Source organism: Bombiscardovia apis, from assembly GCF_033095945.1.
Classification (GTDB): domain Bacteria; phylum Actinomycetota; class Actinomycetes; order Actinomycetales; family Bifidobacteriaceae; genus Bombiscardovia; species Bombiscardovia apis.
Map to the genome: position 1 here is coordinate 1,025,366 of NZ_AP026800.1, position 18,164 is coordinate 1,043,529.

Annotated in this window: 16 protein-coding genes; 4 read left to right on the forward strand and 12 right to left on the reverse strand. The window is 52.0% G+C overall.

The window, feature by feature from the left end; translation table 11 throughout:
* Positions 1-38: 38 nt before the first annotated feature.
* Entirely contained in the window at positions 39-374 is a 336-nt protein-coding gene (locus R8377_RS04030) for a hypothetical protein (protein WP_317642216.1), read from the reverse strand.
* A gap of 286 nt (positions 375-660) precedes the next feature.
* On the opposite strand from R8377_RS04030, the gene R8377_RS04035 reads away from it, so the two are divergent.
* A complete protein-coding gene (locus R8377_RS04035) occupies positions 661-1,527 on the forward strand; it encodes a class I SAM-dependent methyltransferase (RefSeq protein ID WP_317642217.1) in 867 nt (288 codons plus the stop codon).
* A gap of 78 nt (positions 1,528-1,605) precedes the next feature.
* Here the strand turns inward: R8377_RS04035 and uppP are convergent, their stop codons facing one another.
* The gene (uppP, locus tag R8377_RS04040) at positions 1,606-2,481 is read right to left on the reverse strand and encodes an undecaprenyl-diphosphatase UppP (RefSeq protein WP_317642218.1); all 876 of its coding nucleotides are present in this window, start codon (positions 2,479-2,481) and stop codon (positions 1,606-1,608) included.
* A 133-nt stretch (positions 2,482-2,614) separates the two neighbouring features.
* On the opposite strand from uppP, the gene R8377_RS04045 reads away from it, so the two are divergent.
* The gene (locus R8377_RS04045; protein ID WP_317642219.1) at positions 2,615-3,409 is read left to right on the forward strand and encodes a fructosamine kinase family protein; all 795 of its coding nucleotides are present in this window, start codon (positions 2,615-2,617) and stop codon (positions 3,407-3,409) included.
* 91 nt (positions 3,410-3,500) lie between these two features.
* On the opposite strand, the gene dnaJ is transcribed toward R8377_RS04045, so the two are convergent.
* On the reverse strand, positions 3,501-4,628 hold the full coding sequence (dnaJ, locus tag R8377_RS04050) for a molecular chaperone DnaJ (protein WP_317642220.1): 1,128 nt from the start codon (positions 4,626-4,628) through the stop codon (positions 3,501-3,503).
* Positions 4,629-4,679: 51 nt separating this feature from the next.
* Positions 4,680-5,798 (reverse strand): heat-inducible transcriptional repressor HrcA, encoded by a 1,119-nt coding sequence (gene hrcA, locus R8377_RS04055; protein WP_317642221.1) that lies wholly within the window; start codon positions 5,796-5,798, stop codon positions 4,680-4,682.
* Positions 5,799-6,047: 249 nt separating this feature from the next.
* Here hrcA and tkt point away from each other — a divergent pair, with 249 nt between their 5' ends.
* Entirely contained in the window at positions 6,048-8,150 is a 2,103-nt protein-coding gene (gene tkt, locus R8377_RS04060) for a transketolase (protein WP_317642222.1), read from the forward strand.
* Between the two features lie 187 nt (positions 8,151-8,337).
* On the forward strand, positions 8,338-9,447 hold the full coding sequence (gene tal, locus R8377_RS04065; protein ID WP_317642223.1) for a transaldolase: 1,110 nt from the start codon (positions 8,338-8,340) through the stop codon (positions 9,445-9,447).
* A gap of 98 nt (positions 9,448-9,545) precedes the next feature.
* Here tal and R8377_RS04070 read toward each other — a convergent pair whose 3' ends face one another.
* From R8377_RS04070 to uvrC, 8 genes are all read right to left on the reverse strand, one after another.
* Positions 9,546-9,875 (reverse strand): hypothetical protein, encoded by a 330-nt coding sequence (locus R8377_RS04070; RefSeq protein WP_317642224.1) that lies wholly within the window; start codon positions 9,873-9,875, stop codon positions 9,546-9,548.
* A 165-nt stretch (positions 9,876-10,040) separates the two neighbouring features.
* Entirely contained in the window at positions 10,041-10,289 is a 249-nt protein-coding gene (gene secG / locus R8377_RS04075) for a preprotein translocase subunit SecG (RefSeq protein WP_317642225.1), read from the reverse strand.
* Between the two features lie 90 nt (positions 10,290-10,379).
* Positions 10,380-11,171: a triose-phosphate isomerase gene (gene tpiA, locus R8377_RS04080; protein WP_317642226.1), complete on the reverse strand. Its 792-nt coding sequence runs from the start codon at positions 11,169-11,171 to the stop codon at positions 10,380-10,382.
* A 99-nt stretch (positions 11,172-11,270) separates the two neighbouring features.
* On the reverse strand, positions 11,271-12,476 hold the full coding sequence (locus R8377_RS04085; protein WP_317642227.1) for a phosphoglycerate kinase: 1,206 nt from the start codon (positions 12,474-12,476) through the stop codon (positions 11,271-11,273).
* A 138-nt stretch (positions 12,477-12,614) separates the two neighbouring features.
* Complete coding sequence (whiA, locus tag R8377_RS04090) at positions 12,615-13,565, reverse strand: DNA-binding protein WhiA (protein WP_317642228.1); 951 nt, start codon at positions 13,563-13,565, stop codon at positions 12,615-12,617.
* Between the two features lie 217 nt (positions 13,566-13,782).
* Positions 13,783-14,715 (reverse strand): RNase adapter RapZ, encoded by a 933-nt coding sequence (gene rapZ / locus R8377_RS04095; RefSeq protein WP_425604981.1) that lies wholly within the window; start codon positions 14,713-14,715, stop codon positions 13,783-13,785.
* Positions 14,712-15,710, reverse strand: a complete 999-nt coding sequence (locus R8377_RS04100) for a shikimate dehydrogenase family protein (protein WP_317642229.1) — start codon at positions 15,708-15,710, stop codon at positions 14,712-14,714. The genes rapZ and R8377_RS04100 overlap by 4 nt, the downstream gene beginning before the upstream one ends.
* A gap of 49 nt (positions 15,711-15,759) precedes the next feature.
* Positions 15,760-18,132, reverse strand: coding sequence for an excinuclease ABC subunit UvrC (gene uvrC / locus R8377_RS04105; RefSeq protein ID WP_317642230.1), 2,373 nt, complete (start codon positions 18,130-18,132; stop codon positions 15,760-15,762).
* Between the last annotated feature and the right edge of the window lie 32 nt (positions 18,133-18,164).

Genomic DNA, 18,164 nt, shown 5'->3' on the forward strand with positions numbered 1-18,164 from the left:
TTACAGCCCTTCTTGGTTTGGCATTATCTGGTGTGGACTCAGTGCTGAGAGCTTGAGTCCACACGACTATCCGGTGAGCTATGGATGAGGATACTATACGCTTCAAGGGCTTGGGTGAGGCTTAAATCTCGGTGCTCTCGTCGGAAATCTTTCAAAGATTTAAGGTCTATCCCCCGCAAATCAACTTGGCTCTCAGGCTGTCGCGTACTCATACGGTATTCGTGTACGCAATACACCAATTCAATAATTGAAGCCAGGATCAGGAAAACTACACCCCACGTTTGCTGCCCGAAGTATTTCGTTACAACTATGATGCTAAGATCTGCAATCAGCCATGCCCAGCCAGAAAGTGCTATCTTCTGTTTCTCGGACATGATTGCCTCCCACTATGGATGCCAATTCGTTGGGTACAGCATATCAGAGTTGCTCCCTTGCAACAATGGTGATAGTTTTAAAATTGACACTTTAATATACGATGTATTGGCACCTAGCCCTTTGCGGCTCAGCACCGCCTCGAAAGCGAACGCTTTAGCGGTGTTTTCTTCTTGTGCCTTTCCCTTTTCCCCATTACTGGGTCTACTGCCTTACAAGCTATGCGTTTGTTTCGACAGTCACAAAAGACAGACAATAATCTGCACTATTTTTTTAGAAAGGTTCAACATGACAATAAATAATGATTCCAGCAATCTCCACGACGACGTAGCTGATAATAAAGCTAATTGGGATGACCGCGCGAAGGTACACGCTGAAGGTGGCTATGGTGACTTACATGTCTTTGCGCAAGACACTTCAGTCATTACCCCAGCTGTTCAAAGAGACCTGGCAATCCTGCAACCTCACTTGAGAGACCGCACTATCGCTGGAAAAAGCCTGATACACCTTCAATGCCATATTGGCACTGATACCATCAGCTGGCAGCGTTTGGGAGCTAGCAAGGTACATGGCGTCGATTTCTCGCCAAAATCCTTGGAGTATGCCCGCGAGCTTGCGCGGACAGCACAGGCACCCATCACCTATGTGGAAGCCGATGCTCGATACGCCGACACTGCCTTGCCCGGAGAACATTTTGACTGCGTAGTAACCAGCGTAGGCACCATTACTTGGCTACCTAGCTTAGAAGAGTGGGGCCGTTCGATTGCCAATCTGCTTTCGCCTGGTGGTATATTCATGATTCGAGACAATCATCCCCTATTGTTTGCACTCGATGAGAATAATCTTGCTATCACTGGAGATTACTTGTCGGGCACCGAAGACAGTTACGAATCGGACGGCTCGTATACTCCCGGCTCAGCAGGTAAAGTGGCCCACACGCGCAACCACAATTGGGCCCACGATTTCCAAGAAATCACCTCCTCGCTTCTCAACGCTGGTTTGAGCATAGAAGAGCTTGGGGAGCACAGCGAGGCCGACTGGCAGGCCTTACCCATGCTGGATTACGATGCCTCTAGCCAAGTGTGGAAGATGCCGCAAGGGGCTCCTAGGATTCCGCTCACCTTCTCACTGGTCGCAAGAAAGCCTCTCTCGTAAAACAGTGCAAATACAACAGAGCCCGCAAGTTCGTTTTGTGAACTGTGCGGGCTCTGCGCTATAGCCTTTCTTAGGAACTCAGGCAGCAGCAACGCCACCAATAGCAGGAATCACACCCGTGAGCAAGAGAATGGCTACGATAATAGCGAGACATATACGGTAAATCACAAAGCCTCGATACGAGAACTTAGAGACTATCTTCAAAAAGGCAATGATAACCAGATAGCCAACCACAAAGGAGACAATCGTAGCGCAGATAGTGGCCCCCCAGCCGGGGAAGGCAGCGTCTGCATTGATGTCTTTGACCGACTTGTAAGTCTCAAGAATGCCCGCGCCAAAAACAGCTGGAATGGCCATCAGGAAGGAAATACGGGCAGCAGATTCACGAGTGTACCCAAGAGCTCGGCCGAAGGTCATGGTGCCGCCGGAACGCGATACGCCAGGAACAAGCGCCAGCATCTGCCCTATGCCAAAGAGCAGGGCGTCTTTAGCACTCATCTCTCCAATAGTCTTATTTTGCTTGCCGGTGCGGTCATAATAGTCAAGCAGGAGGCCGAAGAGAATCAGCACCACTACAGTAATCCATAAGTTGCGCAGATTTGTTTCGATAGCCTTTTGGAACAGCAGTCCAGCAAGCACAATCGGAACCGTACCAATAATGATGTACCAGCCCAAGGCGGCGTCTCGGTCTTTAGAACCCATACGCTCTTGCCAACTCGAACCATCTTTGCCGGCCAGGCAACGGAACCAGTGAGTGAGAATGCGCGCAATATCTCGGCGAAAATACAGTAGAACCGCCAGCTCAGTACCAAACTGAATAATCGCAGTGAAGGCAGCTCCCGGATCTTGACCCATTAAGGCGCCGACGATTCGAATATGGGCGCTAGACGAGACTGGGAAATACTCAGTCAAAGCTTGGACAAGACCTAAGAGAATTGCTTGGAAAAAGTTCATGGACCCCTCACATGCTGATGTCAAGAACGTCAAAGACCCAGCTTAGCGGTTAGCTTAGTCAAGCGTCTATTTTACGCAGATGTCGCGCAGAATGCCCACAATGGAAGTATCCGCAAACGGCAAGGGAGGCCTTATGACAAGCACATATCGCAAGACGAGAGCTGGAGCTCCTCGGGGCTTCTTCGAATGCGAAGGCCGGGGTTTACAATGGCTCGGGCAGGCGCAGCCCCAGGGGGGTCCGCGGGTTGTACAGGTCTACGATTGGGGCAAGGATTACCTCGACATTGAACGGGTCGACAGCGCAAGCCCAACTCCCGGGGCGGCCTACAGCTTTGGAGCTCAGCTGGCGCACCTGCACGACGCTGGAGCTTCCAGCTTTGGAGCTGGCCCAGAAGGCTACGAAGGCACCTGCTACTTCGGCCCCTTACAAGACCCGGTTCCGATGGATACTGGCGACTGGCAAGATCCCATAAGCTACTTGGCCGAAGGGCGGCTGAAGCCCATGGTGCAGATGGGCATTGACCGCGGCACTCTCAACCGTTCAGATATGTCCATGATTGAAGACCTTATCGAGGCACTGCCCGACATCATGGGTGCGGCAGCAAACGATAAGCCTGCTCGAATTCATGGAGACTTGTGGTCAGGCAATGTGATGTGGACCGCTGACCAAGATTCAACGCAGGCAGTGCTCATAGACCCAGCAGCCCACGGTGGTCACCGGGAAGAAGACCTAGCCATGCTCCACTTGTTTGGCATGCCTTACCTTACGCAAATCGAAGACGGATACCAGTCTGTGCATCCGCTAGCATCTGGCTACCGGCAACGCTACACACTCTGGCAGCTCTACCCCATCGCCGGACACTGCGTCTTCTTTGGCGGCGGTTACGTATCTGAGCTGCGCTCCATGTGCCGCGATTTACTGAGCTGATACCACACATATATCATGTGGAGCAAGGCCTACGCTTTAAGTCTTGCTCCACATGACAACCTGAGATATTCAGCTATTCAACTTCAGTTTCTTAGCTAAAGATGTCCTTAATCTTGCCAAACAATCCCTTCTTGCTATGGAAAGGCTTAGAAGATTGAGTCACTTCGTTAGCATTCGCGTCATGGCTTGCCGCAAACTGCTCAATCAGCTGAGACTCTTGATCATTGAGCTTGGTGGGAATCTGCACGAGAACGTGAACCACAATATCGCCACGATCTTGTGTGCCTAGCATAGTGACGCCTAAACCCTTGACCTCAACCACATCACCGGGTTGGCAGCCGGCTGGCACTTCCAATTCCTGCTGACCATCGAAGGTCTCCAAGCTTACGCTATGGCCCAAAACGGCCCAAGTCATCGGTACGCCAATCCAGCAGTGCAAATCGTCGCCATCTCTGGTGTAGAGCTTGTCTGCCTTGACATGCACGTCGATATACAAATCACCGGCAGCGCCGCCGCCCTCGCCAACTTCTCCTTGAGAGGCCAGGCGCAAGCGCGAACCGTCTGCCACACCGGCAGGCACAGCTACGCCCACATCACGACGGACGCGAACTCGACCATGGCCCTGGCATTCAGCGCAAGGATGCTCAATAATAGTGCCATGGCCCTCGCAGCGCTCGCAAGCCGCAGTAGTCATCATCTGACCCAGCAGCGTGCGCACGACCTTTTGGGTGAAGCCTTCACCATGGCAAATAGGGCAGGTCACCGGCTGACTATTGCCTTCCGCCCCCGAGCCGCCACAAGTCTGGCACAAGCCAAAAGTATGAATCTGCGTGTGAGCAGTGCCGCCAAACACAGCCATCTTCAAATCGATAGAGACCTCAGTTAGAGCATCTCGGCCGGGCTGAGTCCTAGGAATCGGCTGCTGGGCCGCACCCTGGAAACCACCGCCAAAGAACTGACCAAAAATATCGCCCATATCGAAGCCTTGAGCACCTGCTCCCCCGCCTGGGCTGTTAGGATCGACACCCGCATCATACATCTGACGCTTTTGCGGGTCTGAAAGCACCTCGTAAGCGCTATTGACTTCCTTGAACTTGTCTTCAAATTCGGGACCAGCAATATCGGGATGATATTTACGGCTCATCTTGCGATAAGCCTTCTTAATGTCATCGTCGCTCGCGTTGCGCTCAAGCCCCAAAAGCTCGTAGTAGTCTGCCACTAAATATCCTTCTGCTTGACGTGTGTCTGCTCATTGTGCCATACGGTCAGGTCAGTAATAACCTTTATCGTCTTCAGTACGCGTCACAAATTGTGTTAAATATGAGGCCACCGCGTGCACTGCACTCATAGTGGCCGGATAGTTCATGTGTGTTGGCCCAATGGAGCCCACAAATGCTATAGGGCCATTCTGGGCGAGAGTGGGCTTCGATGCAGCGCTATGGTCGGCATCTTGACCCTCGCTGCTGGCATGGCCGTACCCGCTAGTAACTACCGAGGCATGCATGAGCCCGGGCGTTTGGGTTTCGGATCCGATAGCTACGCTTACCCCGCCCTGTTGCTGAGAAAGTTCACTTTGAGCGCTCATTAAGCGCATGAGCACAACCTGCTCCTCAAGTGCGTCAAGAAGTGGTGCCAGTTCCGTAACAGACACGGTTTGCTGGTGGGTTAACTGTGATCGACCGGCCATATATAAGTTAGTAGACTCTTCCTCATCAGCTAGGTCTGCAAAAACCTGTGCCAAATCACGTAAAAGCTGCGCGGTATTGTCTTCGCGCTGCTCTTTTGCACTCTTGAGCGCATAATCGGCAGCACCCGACAATGTAAGCCCACTGCACCGCTTGTTTATGGTCTCAGACAACCTCAAGAACACTTGTTCATCCTCATGGCACTTGTAAGGCAAGTTCAAAGTATGCTGAGCCACGCGACCAGTGTCGGTAATAACGACTATCAAGAGGGTGCGGGTACTGATAGCGATGAGTTCCAACCGGCGTAGACGAGACTTTGCCAAAGAAGGTGATGCAACTACTGCCACCTGCCCAGTAAACTCAGCAATCAAACGTGCAGCCCTGCGTAAGGTGTCTTCTAAACTGACCGAATCCGACAGGAAAACATCAATACCCTTGCGTTGGGCTTGGGATAGGGGAACCAACTTAGCTAAGCGGTCTACAAAATAGCGGTAACCTTTTTGCGTGGGAATTCTGCCAGCAGAGGTATGGGGTTGTATGAGATAGCCTTCATCTTCTAACGCGGCCATATCATTTCGGATAGTAGCAGAACTGACACCTAACTGATGCCCTTGCGTGAGCGCGCTGGAACCAACCGGCTCTTGGGAGCGAATGTAATCCTCAACTACTGCGCGCAATACCAACATGCGTCTATCGGCACTCATCTGTCCTCCTTTCCGCTCAGATGTCTTTGCAAACTGCGCATTTACTCTTTATTGTATTAGCACTCGAAGCCTTGCAGTGCCAAGACCTTCGTTCACAGCTGAGACGCGTAAGGATGAAAGTACTCAAAATCAGGTCGCCAGTGTCGCCTCAAGAGGATACGATAAGAACTGCAATGTGAAGGTAAACGAACATTTTCGGCACAAGTCGGAACATGTCGACCTACCAATTGGAAGGAAAGTTGATCATAAATGACCGATTTTACGTGGACTGATCTGGACAAGCGCGCCGTTGATTTGGCCAAGGTCCTCTCAGCAGATGCTGTTCAGAAGGCCGGTTCGGGTCATCCTGGCTCCCCCATTTCCTTGGCTCCTATCGCCTACGCGCTCTACCAGCGTTTTATCACCCACGATCCTAACGACCCCAACTGGGCCGGTCGCGATCGTTTCATCCTCTCCGGCGGCCATGCTTCGCTTACCCAGTATGTACAGCTGTACTTCTCGGGCTATGGCTTGACTCTGGATGATCTCAAGAAGTTCCGTACTGCCGATACCCGCACTCCGGGCCACCCTGAGTATGGTCTGACTCCCGGCATTGAGATGACCACCGGTCCTCTGGGCCAGGGCTTGGCATCTGCTGTTGGTTTTGCTTACGGTCAGCGCTTCGAGCGCGGTTTGCTCGATGCTGAAGCTCCTGCAGGACAGTCTCCCTTCGACCACAAGGTCTGGGTTATCTGCGGTGAAGGCGATTTGCAGGAAGGTGTTTCCTCTGAAGCCAGCTCGCTGGCAGGTGGCCAAGAGCTCGGCAACTTGACCGTCATCTTCGATGCCAACCACATCCAGATTGAGGGCGATACCAAGATTGCCTTCGACGAAGACGTACTTAAGCGCTACGAGGCCTATGGCTGGTACACCGATGAGTTCTCCTTCGTACAGCCCGACGGCTCCTACAAGGAAGACGTCGAAGGCTTTGCTGCAGTTCTCGAAAAGGCTGAGCAGGTCACCGACCGCCCCAAGCTCATCAAGGTCGACACCCTGATGGCATGGCCTACTCCCGGCAAGACCAACGATCCTTCGGCCCACGGCTCAGCCCTGGGCGATGAGGCTGTTGCAGGTCTTAAGAAGGAACTCGGCTACGACGCAGACCAGTCCTTCCAGATCGATGAAGAAGCTCTAGCTCATGCTCGCGAGGTAGCTCAACGCGGTTTGGAAGCCCATAAGAACTGGGATGAACGTTTCCAGGCTTGGCGCAAGGCCAACCCCGACAAGGCTGCACTCTACGATCGTATCCACGCAGGCAAGCTGCCTGAAGGTTTCGATGCTGCCATCGACAAGGCCATAGCATCCTTCGAACCCGGCTCCAAGGTCGCTACTCGTAAGACTTCTGGCGCTCTGATCAACGCTATCGCTGAGGTTATGCCGGAACTTTGGGGCGGTTCTGCTGATTTGGGCGGTTCCAACAACACCGATATCAAGGGTGCTGTTTCCTTCGATCCTAAGTCCGACGGAACCAAACAGTGGCCTGAGGTCAGCATTTACGGCCGTCAGCTCCACTTCGGTGTACGCGAGTTCGCAATGGGTGCCATTACTAACGGCATTCTTTTGGGTTCTGACACTCGACCCTTCAACGGCACCTTCTTCCAGTTCGCTGACTACGAGCGCCCCTCGGTCCGTCTCGCAGCTTTGATGGACATCCCCAACCTCTACATTTGGACCCACGACTCCGTGGCTCTGGGTGAAGATGGCCCCACCCATCAGCCAATCGAGCACCTGGCTGCCATGCGTTCCATTCCTCAGATGGAAATCGTACGACCGGCAGATGGTTTCGAGACCGCTGAGGCTTACCGCTACTTCTTCGAGAAGGAGAATACCCACCCCACGGCAATGGTTTTGACCCGCCAAGGTGTTCCCATGCTCGAAGAGACCAAAGCCAAGGCAGCTGAAGGTGTGCGCAAGGGTGCTTACGTGCTCGTCGACACTGATGGTGAGCCCGATGTTTTGATTATGGCCACCGGTTCCGAAGTCCAGCATGCAGTCGCTGCTGCTAAGACTCTCGCCGGCGAAGGTGTCAAGGCTCGCGTTATCTCCGTTCCTTCTCTCGAGTGGTTCGAAGAGCAGGACGCCGAGTACAAGGAAGAGATTCTTCCTGCCGCAGTCAAGGCTCGCGTCTCGGTTGAGGCTGGCCTAGCTCTGTCTTGGTACAAGTATCTCGGCTCTTACGGCAAGCCTGTTTCCATCGAGCAGTTCGGCCTTCAGGGCTCCGGCGATGAAAACATGCGAGACTTGGGCATCACCCCTGAGCATGTGGTTGAAGCTGCTAAGGCTTCGATCGCCGAAGTTCAGGCTGCTCGCTGATTGAATAGTTAGAGTCCTGCAAATAACCAATGCTGGTCTGCCTGCAAAGTTGTACAAGCAGACCAGCATCAAAGCGCAAAGAAGCGAATGTGTGCTCACCGCGCAGGTTGGGGAAGTTACAGGACTATCAAGCATTACCCGTTGTACCCCTCCACTGAAACGGTGGAGGAATAATGAAGGAGATAATATGGCAGAAAATGCAAACACTCAGCGCACTAGCGACTCTGGAGTTTCCATCTGGCTCGACGATTTGAGCCGCACCCGCATCGAGTCCGGTAACCTCCAGCAGCTCATCGCCGAGAAGAACGTGGTTGGTGTCACCACCAATCCTTCCATCTTCCAGAAAGCTCTGCATCAGGTCGGTCCTTACGATGCACAGCTCAAGGAATTGGGCCGTGTCAACGTTGAGGATGCTGTTCGCGAACTCACCACTACTGACGTGCGTAACGCCACGGATATCTTCCGTGAAGTTGCAGAGCGTAGCGACTTCGTTGACGGTCGCGTTTCCATCGAAGTTGATCCTCGACTGGCTCACAACACCGAAGAGACCGAAAAGCAGGCTGAGCAGCTGTGGGCCAAGGTTGATCGCCCCAACGCTATGATTAAGATTCCTGCAACCCTTGAGGGTCTTCCCGCTATCACCGCAACTCTGGCCAAGGGCATCTCGGTCAACGTTACCCTGATCTTCTCTCTGGAACGCTACGAACAGGTCATCGATGCCTTTATCGAGGGCATGGTTCAGGCAGATCAGAACGGACACGATCTCAAGCACATGGGTTCCGTCGCTTCCTTCTTCGTTTCTCGCGTTGACAGCGCTGTAGACAAGCTGCTCGAAGCTAATGGCTCGGATGAAGCTAAGGCTCTGGAAGGCAAGGCTGCTGTAGCCAACGCTCGTTTGGCTTATGAGCTTTTCGAGAAAAAGTTCGACACCGATTCTCGCTGGGCCGAACTTGAAGCTAAGGGTGCCCACAGGCAGCGTCCTCTCTGGGCCTCCACCGGTACCAAGAATGCTGCATATTCTGATTGCATGTATGTCGACGAGCTGGTTGCCCCCAACGTGGTCAACACCATGCCTGAAAAGACCTTGGATGCCTTGGCAGACCACGGTAACGGTGCTCCTTCTATCGAAGGCACCTATGAGGAAAGCCACCGCATCATGGATCAGCTCGCTGATTTAGGCATCAGCATCAAGGAAGTAACCGACAAGCTGGAAGCCGATGGCGTTGCTTCCTTCATCGATTCCTGGTCCTCCGTCTTGGAAGATGTTCAAGCCGGCATTGATCGCGTAAACGCCTGATTGCAATGTGAGTAGGCAGTCCAACTTCGCTACTCACATAAGGAAGCGCCCCCAGTTAGATAACCTAGCTGGGGGCGCTGCTTAAATATTGGAATTAGCTAACCCTTGTTCGGGAAGTCTGAGCGGTGATGAATCTTTTTGGGCTTCCAGCTCAAGCCCTTCTTGACCTGGCGACGCTCCCAAGTGGAGTTGACGCTGCCATTACGCGCAATGAACCAGTCTGAGAGCAAACCGATTACCGCCACGAATAAGGCTGGACCCCAGTTAGATACAGACCAAAGCTGTTCAAATGATTTGTCCGACCCCCAAAATATTAACCCACAATCAAAAACAGTAAAGCGCAGCACGAAGTTGAGAGCAAATACAGTAATAGTTCGGCGCTTCTTATGATGAGTTGTTGAATCCCCGCCGCCCACTGAAAATGGCATGTCTTGCTCCTCTGTGAGATTAGCTGTCAGTCCTTATACAGTGAATTTACCAAGAACGTCAGCAGCAATCGAAGATTGTCCACATAATGAGAGTTGTACGACGTTAATAATTGGAAAGGCCCTTGAACGGTATTCGTTCAAGGGCCTTTGCTAAGGACAACAGTATCAGCCGATGTGATATTTGGCCATCAGACTGAGGGCAATAATGATTGCAACCCAGACGAGTGCTACGATAATCGTTAAACGATTCAGGTTCTTTTCTGCTACACCGGAGGTTCCAGCGTTTGCGCCCATACCGCCGCCGAACATGTCAGACAAGCCGCCGCCCTTACCCCTGTGCATCAAGATAAGTAGGGTCAACAGGATGCTGGCAATGACAACAACGACTTCCAACGCAATCTTGACAATGGTCACAGCTTACCTCCACAAGTGAAACTTACTTTCAGTCTATCGCATGGCCCGGTCAAAGCCAAGCCAAGCTCTCCCCCACTACAAGCTCTCAGATTAACGTCGAGTCGACTTTAGCGTTAATCGAGCAATCTTAGCAAACTCCTCAACCTCGAGAGAAGCTCCACCTACCAAAAAGCCATCGACATCTGACTGCCCTATAAGCTCTTGAGCATTCTTAGATGAAACCGAACCGCCGTACAAAATTCGCATACTTTGAGCCGACTGCGCTCCAAAAGCAGATTCGATATGTGAACGAATAGCTCGCGCAGCATCTTGAGCCACATCAGGTGTAGCGACCATGCCAGTTCCAATAGCCCAGACAGGCTCGTAGGCTACGATCAATTTGCTGACATCTTCTTGCGAAAGATCTCGAGTGACATCACGCACTTGTCCAACTGCAAATTCAAGTTCTATACCCTGGCGCCGCTCTTCGTAGCTCTCACCGACACACAGAATAGGTTGCATACCAGCGGCCAAGACCGCTCGGACCTGATCAACAATATTGGCATCATCTTCGGGATGATATTTTCTACGCTCAGAATGCCCAACTATTACATACGAGCAGCCAAGTTGCGCCAACATATCCGCTGAAACATCTCCCGTGAAGGCTCCTTGATTGGTGACAGAAACTGTTTGAGCCCCATACCGAATAGCTAGGTTATCAGCCTCCACTAGCACTTCTACAGAACGCAAGGCGGTAAATGCGGGGAAGAGAGCCACTTCGCATGTATTGTAATCAAACTTAGCGTCACGCAAGAGCCAGACAAGTTTCTGGAGAAAGTACGTTGCCTCGAGATGGTCGAAATTCATCTTCCAATTGCCTGCAACGAGCGGCGTTCGGGACATACTAGCCTCCATGCAAAAATGCGACAGTCTTTAAGTCAAAAAGCCGGGCGATTCATCTTGACCGCCCGGCTTATAATCCGTAGCTCTCTCGAGCTGCTCTTAGTCCAAAACCTTCAGACCGGGCAGTTCCTTACCTTCCAAGAACTCCAGAGAAGCACCGCCACCGGTGGAGATGTGAGAGAAACCATCTTCAGGGAAGCCCAGATTGCGTACGGCGGAAGCTGAATCGCCGCCGCCCACGATAGTGAAAGCTCCAGCCTTAGTAGCATCGACCAATCCCTGAGCAACTGCCTTGGTTCCGTCAGCAAACTCAGGAACTTCGAAGACACCCATTGGGCCATTCCACACGACAGTCTTAGAATCAACAATCTTGTTGTGGAACAGCTTGCAGGAATCAGGGCCAATGTCCAAGCCCATCATGTCAGAAGGAATGGCATCGGCAGGCACTACTTGCGGTGCAACTGGAGTCTCGCCAGCAGGGAAGCCCTTGTTAACGACGATATCGGTGGGGAGTACAAGTTCGATGCCATTCTTCTGGGCGGTTTCGATGTAACCCTTCACCGTATCGATCTGGTCCTCTTCTAGCAGCGAAGTACCAACTTCATAGCCCTGAGCCTTGAGGAAGGTGAAGACCATGCCGCCACCAATGACCAAGCGATTTGCCTTATCAAGCAGGTTCTCAATCACGCCGAGCTTGTCGGAAACCTTGGAACCACCCAAAATGACAGTGAATGGACGCTCGGGATTCTCAGTAGCCTTAGATAGGGCTTTGACTTCCTTCTCAACTAACAGACCGGCTGCGGAAGGCAGATCAGCTGCTACAGAGTAGTTTGAACCCTGAGCGCGATGAACCACACCGAAGCCATCGGAAACAAACACATCTCCAAGAGCAGCAATCTTACGAGCGTACTCAGCACGCTCGTCCTCGTTCTTGCTAGTTTCTTCAGGGTTGAATCGCACGTTCTCAAGCATGACGACATCACCGTCTTGCATCTGCTCAACCTTGCTTTGTGCACTAGGACCGTATGTGTCTTCTGCCAGCGGCACATCGATACCCAACAGCTCACCAAGGCGCTTGGCTACGGGAGCTAGGCTGAGCTCCGGAACTACCTGACCCTTAGGGCGACCCAAGTGAGCCATGAGGATAACCTTGGCTCCTTGCTCGCGCAAAGCCTTAATGGTAGGCAGAGCGGCTTTAATACGGCCATCATCTGTAATGGTTGTGCCCTTGAGCGGCACGTTGAAGTCAGCGCGAACCAGAACACGCTTGCCTTTTAAATTCCCCAGATCCTGAAGTGTCTTCATAGATTTCCTTTCCGGGCCGCACGCGTTCAAACGATACAGTAAGAACAAGAGCGGTCACAATTGCCAACACGACGTCACACTAGTGCCAATGATAGCCGGGTGAACCGATAAATGAACCAGCCCGACTCCCCCGGCGCTTTAAGCGTTTTGTTCTTCACGCTGCTTACTGACCTTTGCGGCCAACTGCAGGAGCCGACGAATACGCCCGGCGATAGCATCCTTGGTGACAGGCGGATCTGCCAACCGACCTAACTCTTCCAAGCTGGCATCGCGATGGTCCAGACGAAGCTGCCCAGCAGCACGCAAATTATCGGGGACCTGATCGCCAAGTATTTGGAAAGCTTCAGTTACTTTGGCGGAAGCTTCAACAGCAGCTTTGGCAGAACGGCGCATGTTGGCATCATCAAAGTTGGCCAGTCGGTTAGCCTTGCCTCGGGATTCGCCATCGGAACGCTTACCAGTCCATTCACGCGACGTTTTGGGCGCACCAATGAGGTTGAGCATACGCTCAATAGCATCAGGATCGCGTAAGGTCACTCGCTCTGAGCTACGAACCTGACGGGCAGTAGCTTTAATCCCTAGTCTACGAGCCGCCTGCACCAGTGCCAAGGCTGCCTCCGGGCCGGGGCACACAATCTCTAAGTATGAGGCTTTACCAGGATCCGAAAGCTCTCCGTGTGCCAAAAACGCACCGCGCCAAGCCGCCTTTACCTGCGAAATGTTGCCGGAAATAATATCTTCTGGCAGGCCTCGAACTGGTCGCTTTCGTTGATCAAGCAAACCAGTTTGTAAAGCGAGAGCACCGCCAGCGCGCAAAACTCGCACCGAGTATCGAGTTGCTTGGCCTGTAGGAGTCTGACGGGTAACTTCAATGAGTTCAGACTCATGACCGTATACGTCACGAATTGTATTTTGCAACCAGTGAGCTGCAGGCAAAGAATCAAATTGAGCCTCGACTACAATGTGGCGCTGAATGATGTGTAAGCCACCACCAAACCGTATCATTGCAGCAGACTGCGCCTTCTTAACTTGCGGCAGTTCACTATCAATGCTGGCGAGCTCACTTTTGACGTCATCCAGTAGGGCCAAGACCCGTCCTCCTACGATTCTTAAGATAACTATTAAGGCCTCATCATGTCAGAACTGGACAAGACCACCGGACTACTGTGATACCGAATATCGTGGACAAACTACACTATTGGCATCTGTACCGAAGTCCGATATTCGGCACACCCTAGGCTACCTGTTACGCGGGACGGACAGCAATACATTTTAGCGATGCACCGCACGAAAGCTGTGGATAAACTCACAGTTTGCTTCTGTGCGGAAGCTCTCGAGCAGAAACTGTGACTTCTAATCCTTGCCGGCGTAAGCGAGATGCTAATTCTTCGCTCATGGCCACCGAACGATGTTGACCGCCGGTGCAGCCGATGGCGATATTGACGAAGTGTTTATCTTCGTGAGCATAACCGCGAATTGCAGTCATGACAGCCTTGGTATAGGCATCAATAAAGTCCTTAGCCCCCTGGCTAGCCATTACATAATCGCTAACAGCCTTATCTCGACCGGTAAGTTCACGCAATTCAGGAACCCAGAAGGGATTGGGCAAAAAACGCACATCGGCCACGAAATCAGCGTCGATAGGCAAGCCATACTTAAATCCAAACGAGAAGATATGCACAGCAACGGTGGTCGGACCTTTGCCAAGCAATGCCTCGTAGAGCTTAGTCGAAAGCTCATGAATGGTGAGATGAGAGGTATCAACGACGATATCGGCACGTTCCTTCAGCCCCTCCATCAGTTGGCGTTCCTTAATCACGCCATCGGTGAGGCGACCAGAGCCTTGAAGAGGATGCGGGCGCCTCACCGACTCATAACGAGCGATCAATACTTGGTCGGAAGCATCCAAAAAGAGAATTCTGCACTTAATGCCTAAGTCGTCTAAATGCCCAAGTACTGCATTCAAATCGTCGAAGTAGGAACGCGATCGTACATCGATAACCGCGGCTAGACGTTTGATAGTACTGCCAGCCGAAGTCATTAAGTCAACCATCGGGACCAGCAATTTAGGGGGTAAATTGTCTACCACATACCAGCCCATATCTTCTAAGCAATCGGCAGCATGTGTTCTTCCGGCACCAGACATGCCGGTAATAAGCATAACTTCAAAACCTTCTAGCGGCGGCTGCACCTGATCAATCTCGTAAGACTGAGTCGAAATCTTGTGTTCACCGCTCATGAAATCTCCCCTTGCATCGCAGTATCCATTGCCCCTATAGGCACTTGCTCAATAGCTAACCCCGTCATGAGTGACAGCTGCCGTACAGCTTGGTAGAGCAACATGCGTTCTCCACCCACAGCTATTCCCCCTCTACCATTGTGCCACGCTTGGGTTAACTTGCTTGCCTGACGATTGTACGCCACATCCAACAAAACCGGCTGCTCACAGTTGCTACTAGTTTGCCTCAAACCGCTGCTTTCTAAGCGCTGCGCTAGAGCATCAGCCCCACCGGAAGGTATTGCCGAAACCACTATTCGAGCTTGCATCAACGCAGACAAGCAATTTTCCATATCGGTAAGTTCCACACGTGCGAAACTTAATTGCTGGGCCAGCTGAACCGCCTGCTTTGCATGCTCGAGATGATGGGCAACAATAGTTACACGGCGCACTCCTAAAACAGATAGCGCTGCCAACGCCGAACAAGCAGTTGAACCAGTACCGATGACCACCGCCGAGGCGTCTGATACTCCCATGTAATCTGTATCATTTTTGTCTCGACCCCCAAGAGAAGCTGCCTCGATAAGACTGACTGGTTTGAAACTGTCGTGCATCCTCGATGGATTGCCGTATTGACTTCCCTCGGTCAAGCCTTCCGATATGGCACAGACTATACCTTCAACATCTGTGTTGTAGAGATGCAAAGACTGAGTAGCTCTCTCTACTGACCAGTCGAAGATAGCTGTATTGGCTACGCCCAATCTCTGCGACCAATAGTCTTGCGCCTGTCCGTAGGCAAAGACTTCTTGTTTCAAAGGCATTGTCAAGCTTAACCCTGCCCAAGACACGTCGGTAGCAGATAAGAATAAGCTAAGCCCTCCGCTGGAAACTTCTTGGCGACTATACAACCAGCCAGTCAGCCCCAAGGCTCGGTATGCCGCTGTATGTAAGAGTGGCGACAAAGAATGCTGGATGGGGCAACCCAGAACCGCGCACTGATGGCTCACTTGGGGCATGACCCCTCCTTGTATTCTTTCAACTCACCTCTAGCTTAACGAACTTTCGTTACTGCTCAGCACCATTGTGTGTTACCGTCTCGTGACTTTCGTTTGCTTGGCTCTGTTCTGACTCGTGCAGGGCTTGGTAAATAATCTCTGCTTTTTTATGGCCAATACCATTCACGGATTCCAATTCTTCAAGGCTCGCCAGGCGCATCTGTCTCACCGAACCGAAAGCTTTCAACAAGCGCTTTTGATAAGCCTGGCCTACGCCTGGGATGTCGTCTAGGGCCGAGCGCAGAGAACCTTTACGCCTCGTTTGCCGATGGTAGGTGATGGCAAATCGGTGGGACTCATCGCGCACTCGCTGCAGTAAGTACATTCCTTGAGACTGACGTTTCAAAATGATTGGATAATCATCATCGGGCACCCACACTTCTTCTAGTCGCTTGGCTAGACCGCACAAGGCTACGTCCTGCACACCGGCATCTCGCAAGGCCCTGGCAGCAGCCTCCACCTGCGGCTTACCACCGTCGACAACAATCAAATTGGGCTTGTAGGCAAAATGGCGTGCTTGCGTGTTTTGCTGGACAAGCTGCTGCCCGTCTGGTAGATCAACATTGGCAGTTAAGCCCTTCTGCGAAGCCTTCTCCAACTCTCGCTCATTTTCGAGACTTTCGCCAGAATCGCCTGCAATATTGCCATGCTTGAAACGGCGGGTCAACGTCTCGTAGATAGCAGACGTATCGTCCAATGCTCCCTTGCCATCCGCCCCTCGAATAGCAAACCGTCGGTACTCTGATTTCTTCGGTATAGCATCCTCAAACACCACCATCGAAGCTACTTGGAAAGCACCGGCTACTGTATTGGAAATATCGTAGCATTCAATGCGCAAAGGCGCTTGGCTAAGACCAAGAGCTTGAGCAACGTCATTCATGGCTGCACTCCTCGCTCCAAGGTCTGAGATACGACTCATTTTGGAACGTTGAAGAGACTGTTGAGCATTGACATCAGCTCGCTCCATCAACGCTTTCTTTTCGCCTCTGCTAGCCACGCGAATAGTAACAGCTCCCCCACGTATACCCGAAAGCCAGTTTTCTAAATCTTGAGTCCTTGCAGGTTGCACAGGAACCACGATTTCCCTAGGGACCGGTGAAATAGGTTCAAGTAAATCGACTCGACCAGTCTGCTCCTGGCGTTCATGGCGAGCTTTAGTAGCACGTGCTCGGTCTGCAGCGTCTAAGGCAGTTATCCGCTGCGTACTTCCAAGTGCATCACGTTCCTGACTGACCTCAATGGAGGAATCATCGCTGCTGGGCAGTTCGATAGGAGGTAGACTCGGATCTTCTTCCTGCTGGTGCTCAGAAGCCAAATCGGAATACACCTGGATGATTAAATCGCTCATCAGTTCTTCGTTTGAAACATCTTCAACACGCTCAACGCTCCAACTTCTCTCACCCCTGATGGCGCCAGAGCGCACGAAGAAGGCATGAACTGAGGCTTCCAACTCATCGGATGCCATGCCAAAAATATCAGCGTCTACGTCTGAGTTAAAGACCACAGAGTTCTGCTCGATAACAGTTTCTAGCATAGCAATTTGATCACGCAAGCGAGCAGCTTTTTCAAAATTCAGCTCGCTGCTGGCTTCTTTCATCTGCTTATGCAAACTTGCCTTGTACGACTTTCCTAAACGACCAGTCATGACACCAACGAGCTCAGCTACGAGCTGACGGTGATCACGTTCAGATATGCGACCAACACAAGGAGCCGAGCACTTCCCGATAGAAGCCAACAGACAGGGCCTTCCAGAGAGTTGTGCTTTATGAAAAACGCCAGGAGTGCAAGTGCGCACCGGGAAGCTTTTTAAGAGCCCGTCAAGTGTATGGCGCACATCCCATACCTTGGCATAGGGGCCGAAGTAACGGGTATCGCGCCTTTTACGCACACGGGTCATCCAGACGCGTGGCACTTCTTCGCCGACCGATACTGCCAAATACGGGTAAGTTTTATCGTCACGAAATACGACATTAAAACGAGGATCGAATTCCTTAATCCACGTATATTCTAGGGTCAGTGATTCCAACTCAGTACCAACAACGGTCCATTCCAAGCTACGAGCTGTCAGAACCATAGTCTGAGTGCGCGGGTGAAGGTTGGTAAGAGGCTGGAAATAATTACTCAGTCGGTTGCGAAGATTTTTCGCCTTGCCTACGTATATTACGCGACCGTCTTCATCACGCCACTTATACACCCCGGGCTGAGCGGGGATATCTCCAGCTTTAGGCCTAAAAAGGTCGCGACTATCTCCCAAGAGGGGGGCACCGTTTGCGTTGACCCCCTCTTGGTCTGCTTCAGAACCAGTTTCGGCAGGCTGAACCAAGTTCTGGGCAGTTCTGCGCCAGACACTTGACGAATGCCGTTCGAAGCAGCTTCTTGACATTTATACCTTCACTTTACGGGTTGAGCTTGTTC

What these genes read in the sequence shown, in the direction of transcription:
- R8377_RS04070 (WP_317642224.1), bottom strand. Translation starts at nt 9,875, where the DNA reads ATGCCATTTTCAGTGGGCGGCGGGGATTCAACAACTCATCATAAGAAG.
- uvrC (WP_317642230.1), bottom strand. Translation starts at nt 18,132, where the DNA reads ATGTCAAGAAGCTGCTTCGAACGGCATTCGTCAAGTGTCTGGCGCAGA.
- R8377_RS04100 (WP_317642229.1), bottom strand. Translation starts at nt 15,710, where the DNA reads ATGCCCCAAGTGAGCCATCAGTGCGCGGTTCTGGGTTGCCCCATCCAG.
- tpiA (WP_317642226.1), bottom strand. Translation starts at nt 11,171, where the DNA reads ATGTCCCGAACGCCGCTCGTTGCAGGCAATTGGAAGATGAATTTCGAC.
- R8377_RS04045 (WP_317642219.1), top strand. Translation starts at nt 2,615, where the DNA reads ATGACAAGCACATATCGCAAGACGAGAGCTGGAGCTCCTCGGGGCTTC.
- rapZ (WP_425604981.1), bottom strand. Translation starts at nt 14,715, where the DNA reads ATGAGCGGTGAACACAAGATTTCGACTCAGTCTTACGAGATTGATCAG.
- tal (WP_317642223.1), top strand. Translation starts at nt 8,338, where the DNA reads ATGGCAGAAAATGCAAACACTCAGCGCACTAGCGACTCTGGAGTTTCC.
- tkt (WP_317642222.1), top strand. Translation starts at nt 6,048, where the DNA reads ATGACCGATTTTACGTGGACTGATCTGGACAAGCGCGCCGTTGATTTG.
- R8377_RS04085 (WP_317642227.1), bottom strand. Translation starts at nt 12,476, where the DNA reads ATGAAGACACTTCAGGATCTGGGGAATTTAAAAGGCAAGCGTGTTCTG.
- hrcA (WP_317642221.1), bottom strand. Translation starts at nt 5,798, where the DNA reads ATGAGTGCCGATAGACGCATGTTGGTATTGCGCGCAGTAGTTGAGGAT.
- R8377_RS04030 (WP_317642216.1), bottom strand. Translation starts at nt 374, where the DNA reads ATGTCCGAGAAACAGAAGATAGCACTTTCTGGCTGGGCATGGCTGATT.
- R8377_RS04035 (WP_317642217.1), top strand. Translation starts at nt 661, where the DNA reads ATGACAATAAATAATGATTCCAGCAATCTCCACGACGACGTAGCTGAT.
- uppP (WP_317642218.1), bottom strand. Translation starts at nt 2,481, where the DNA reads ATGAACTTTTTCCAAGCAATTCTCTTAGGTCTTGTCCAAGCTTTGACT.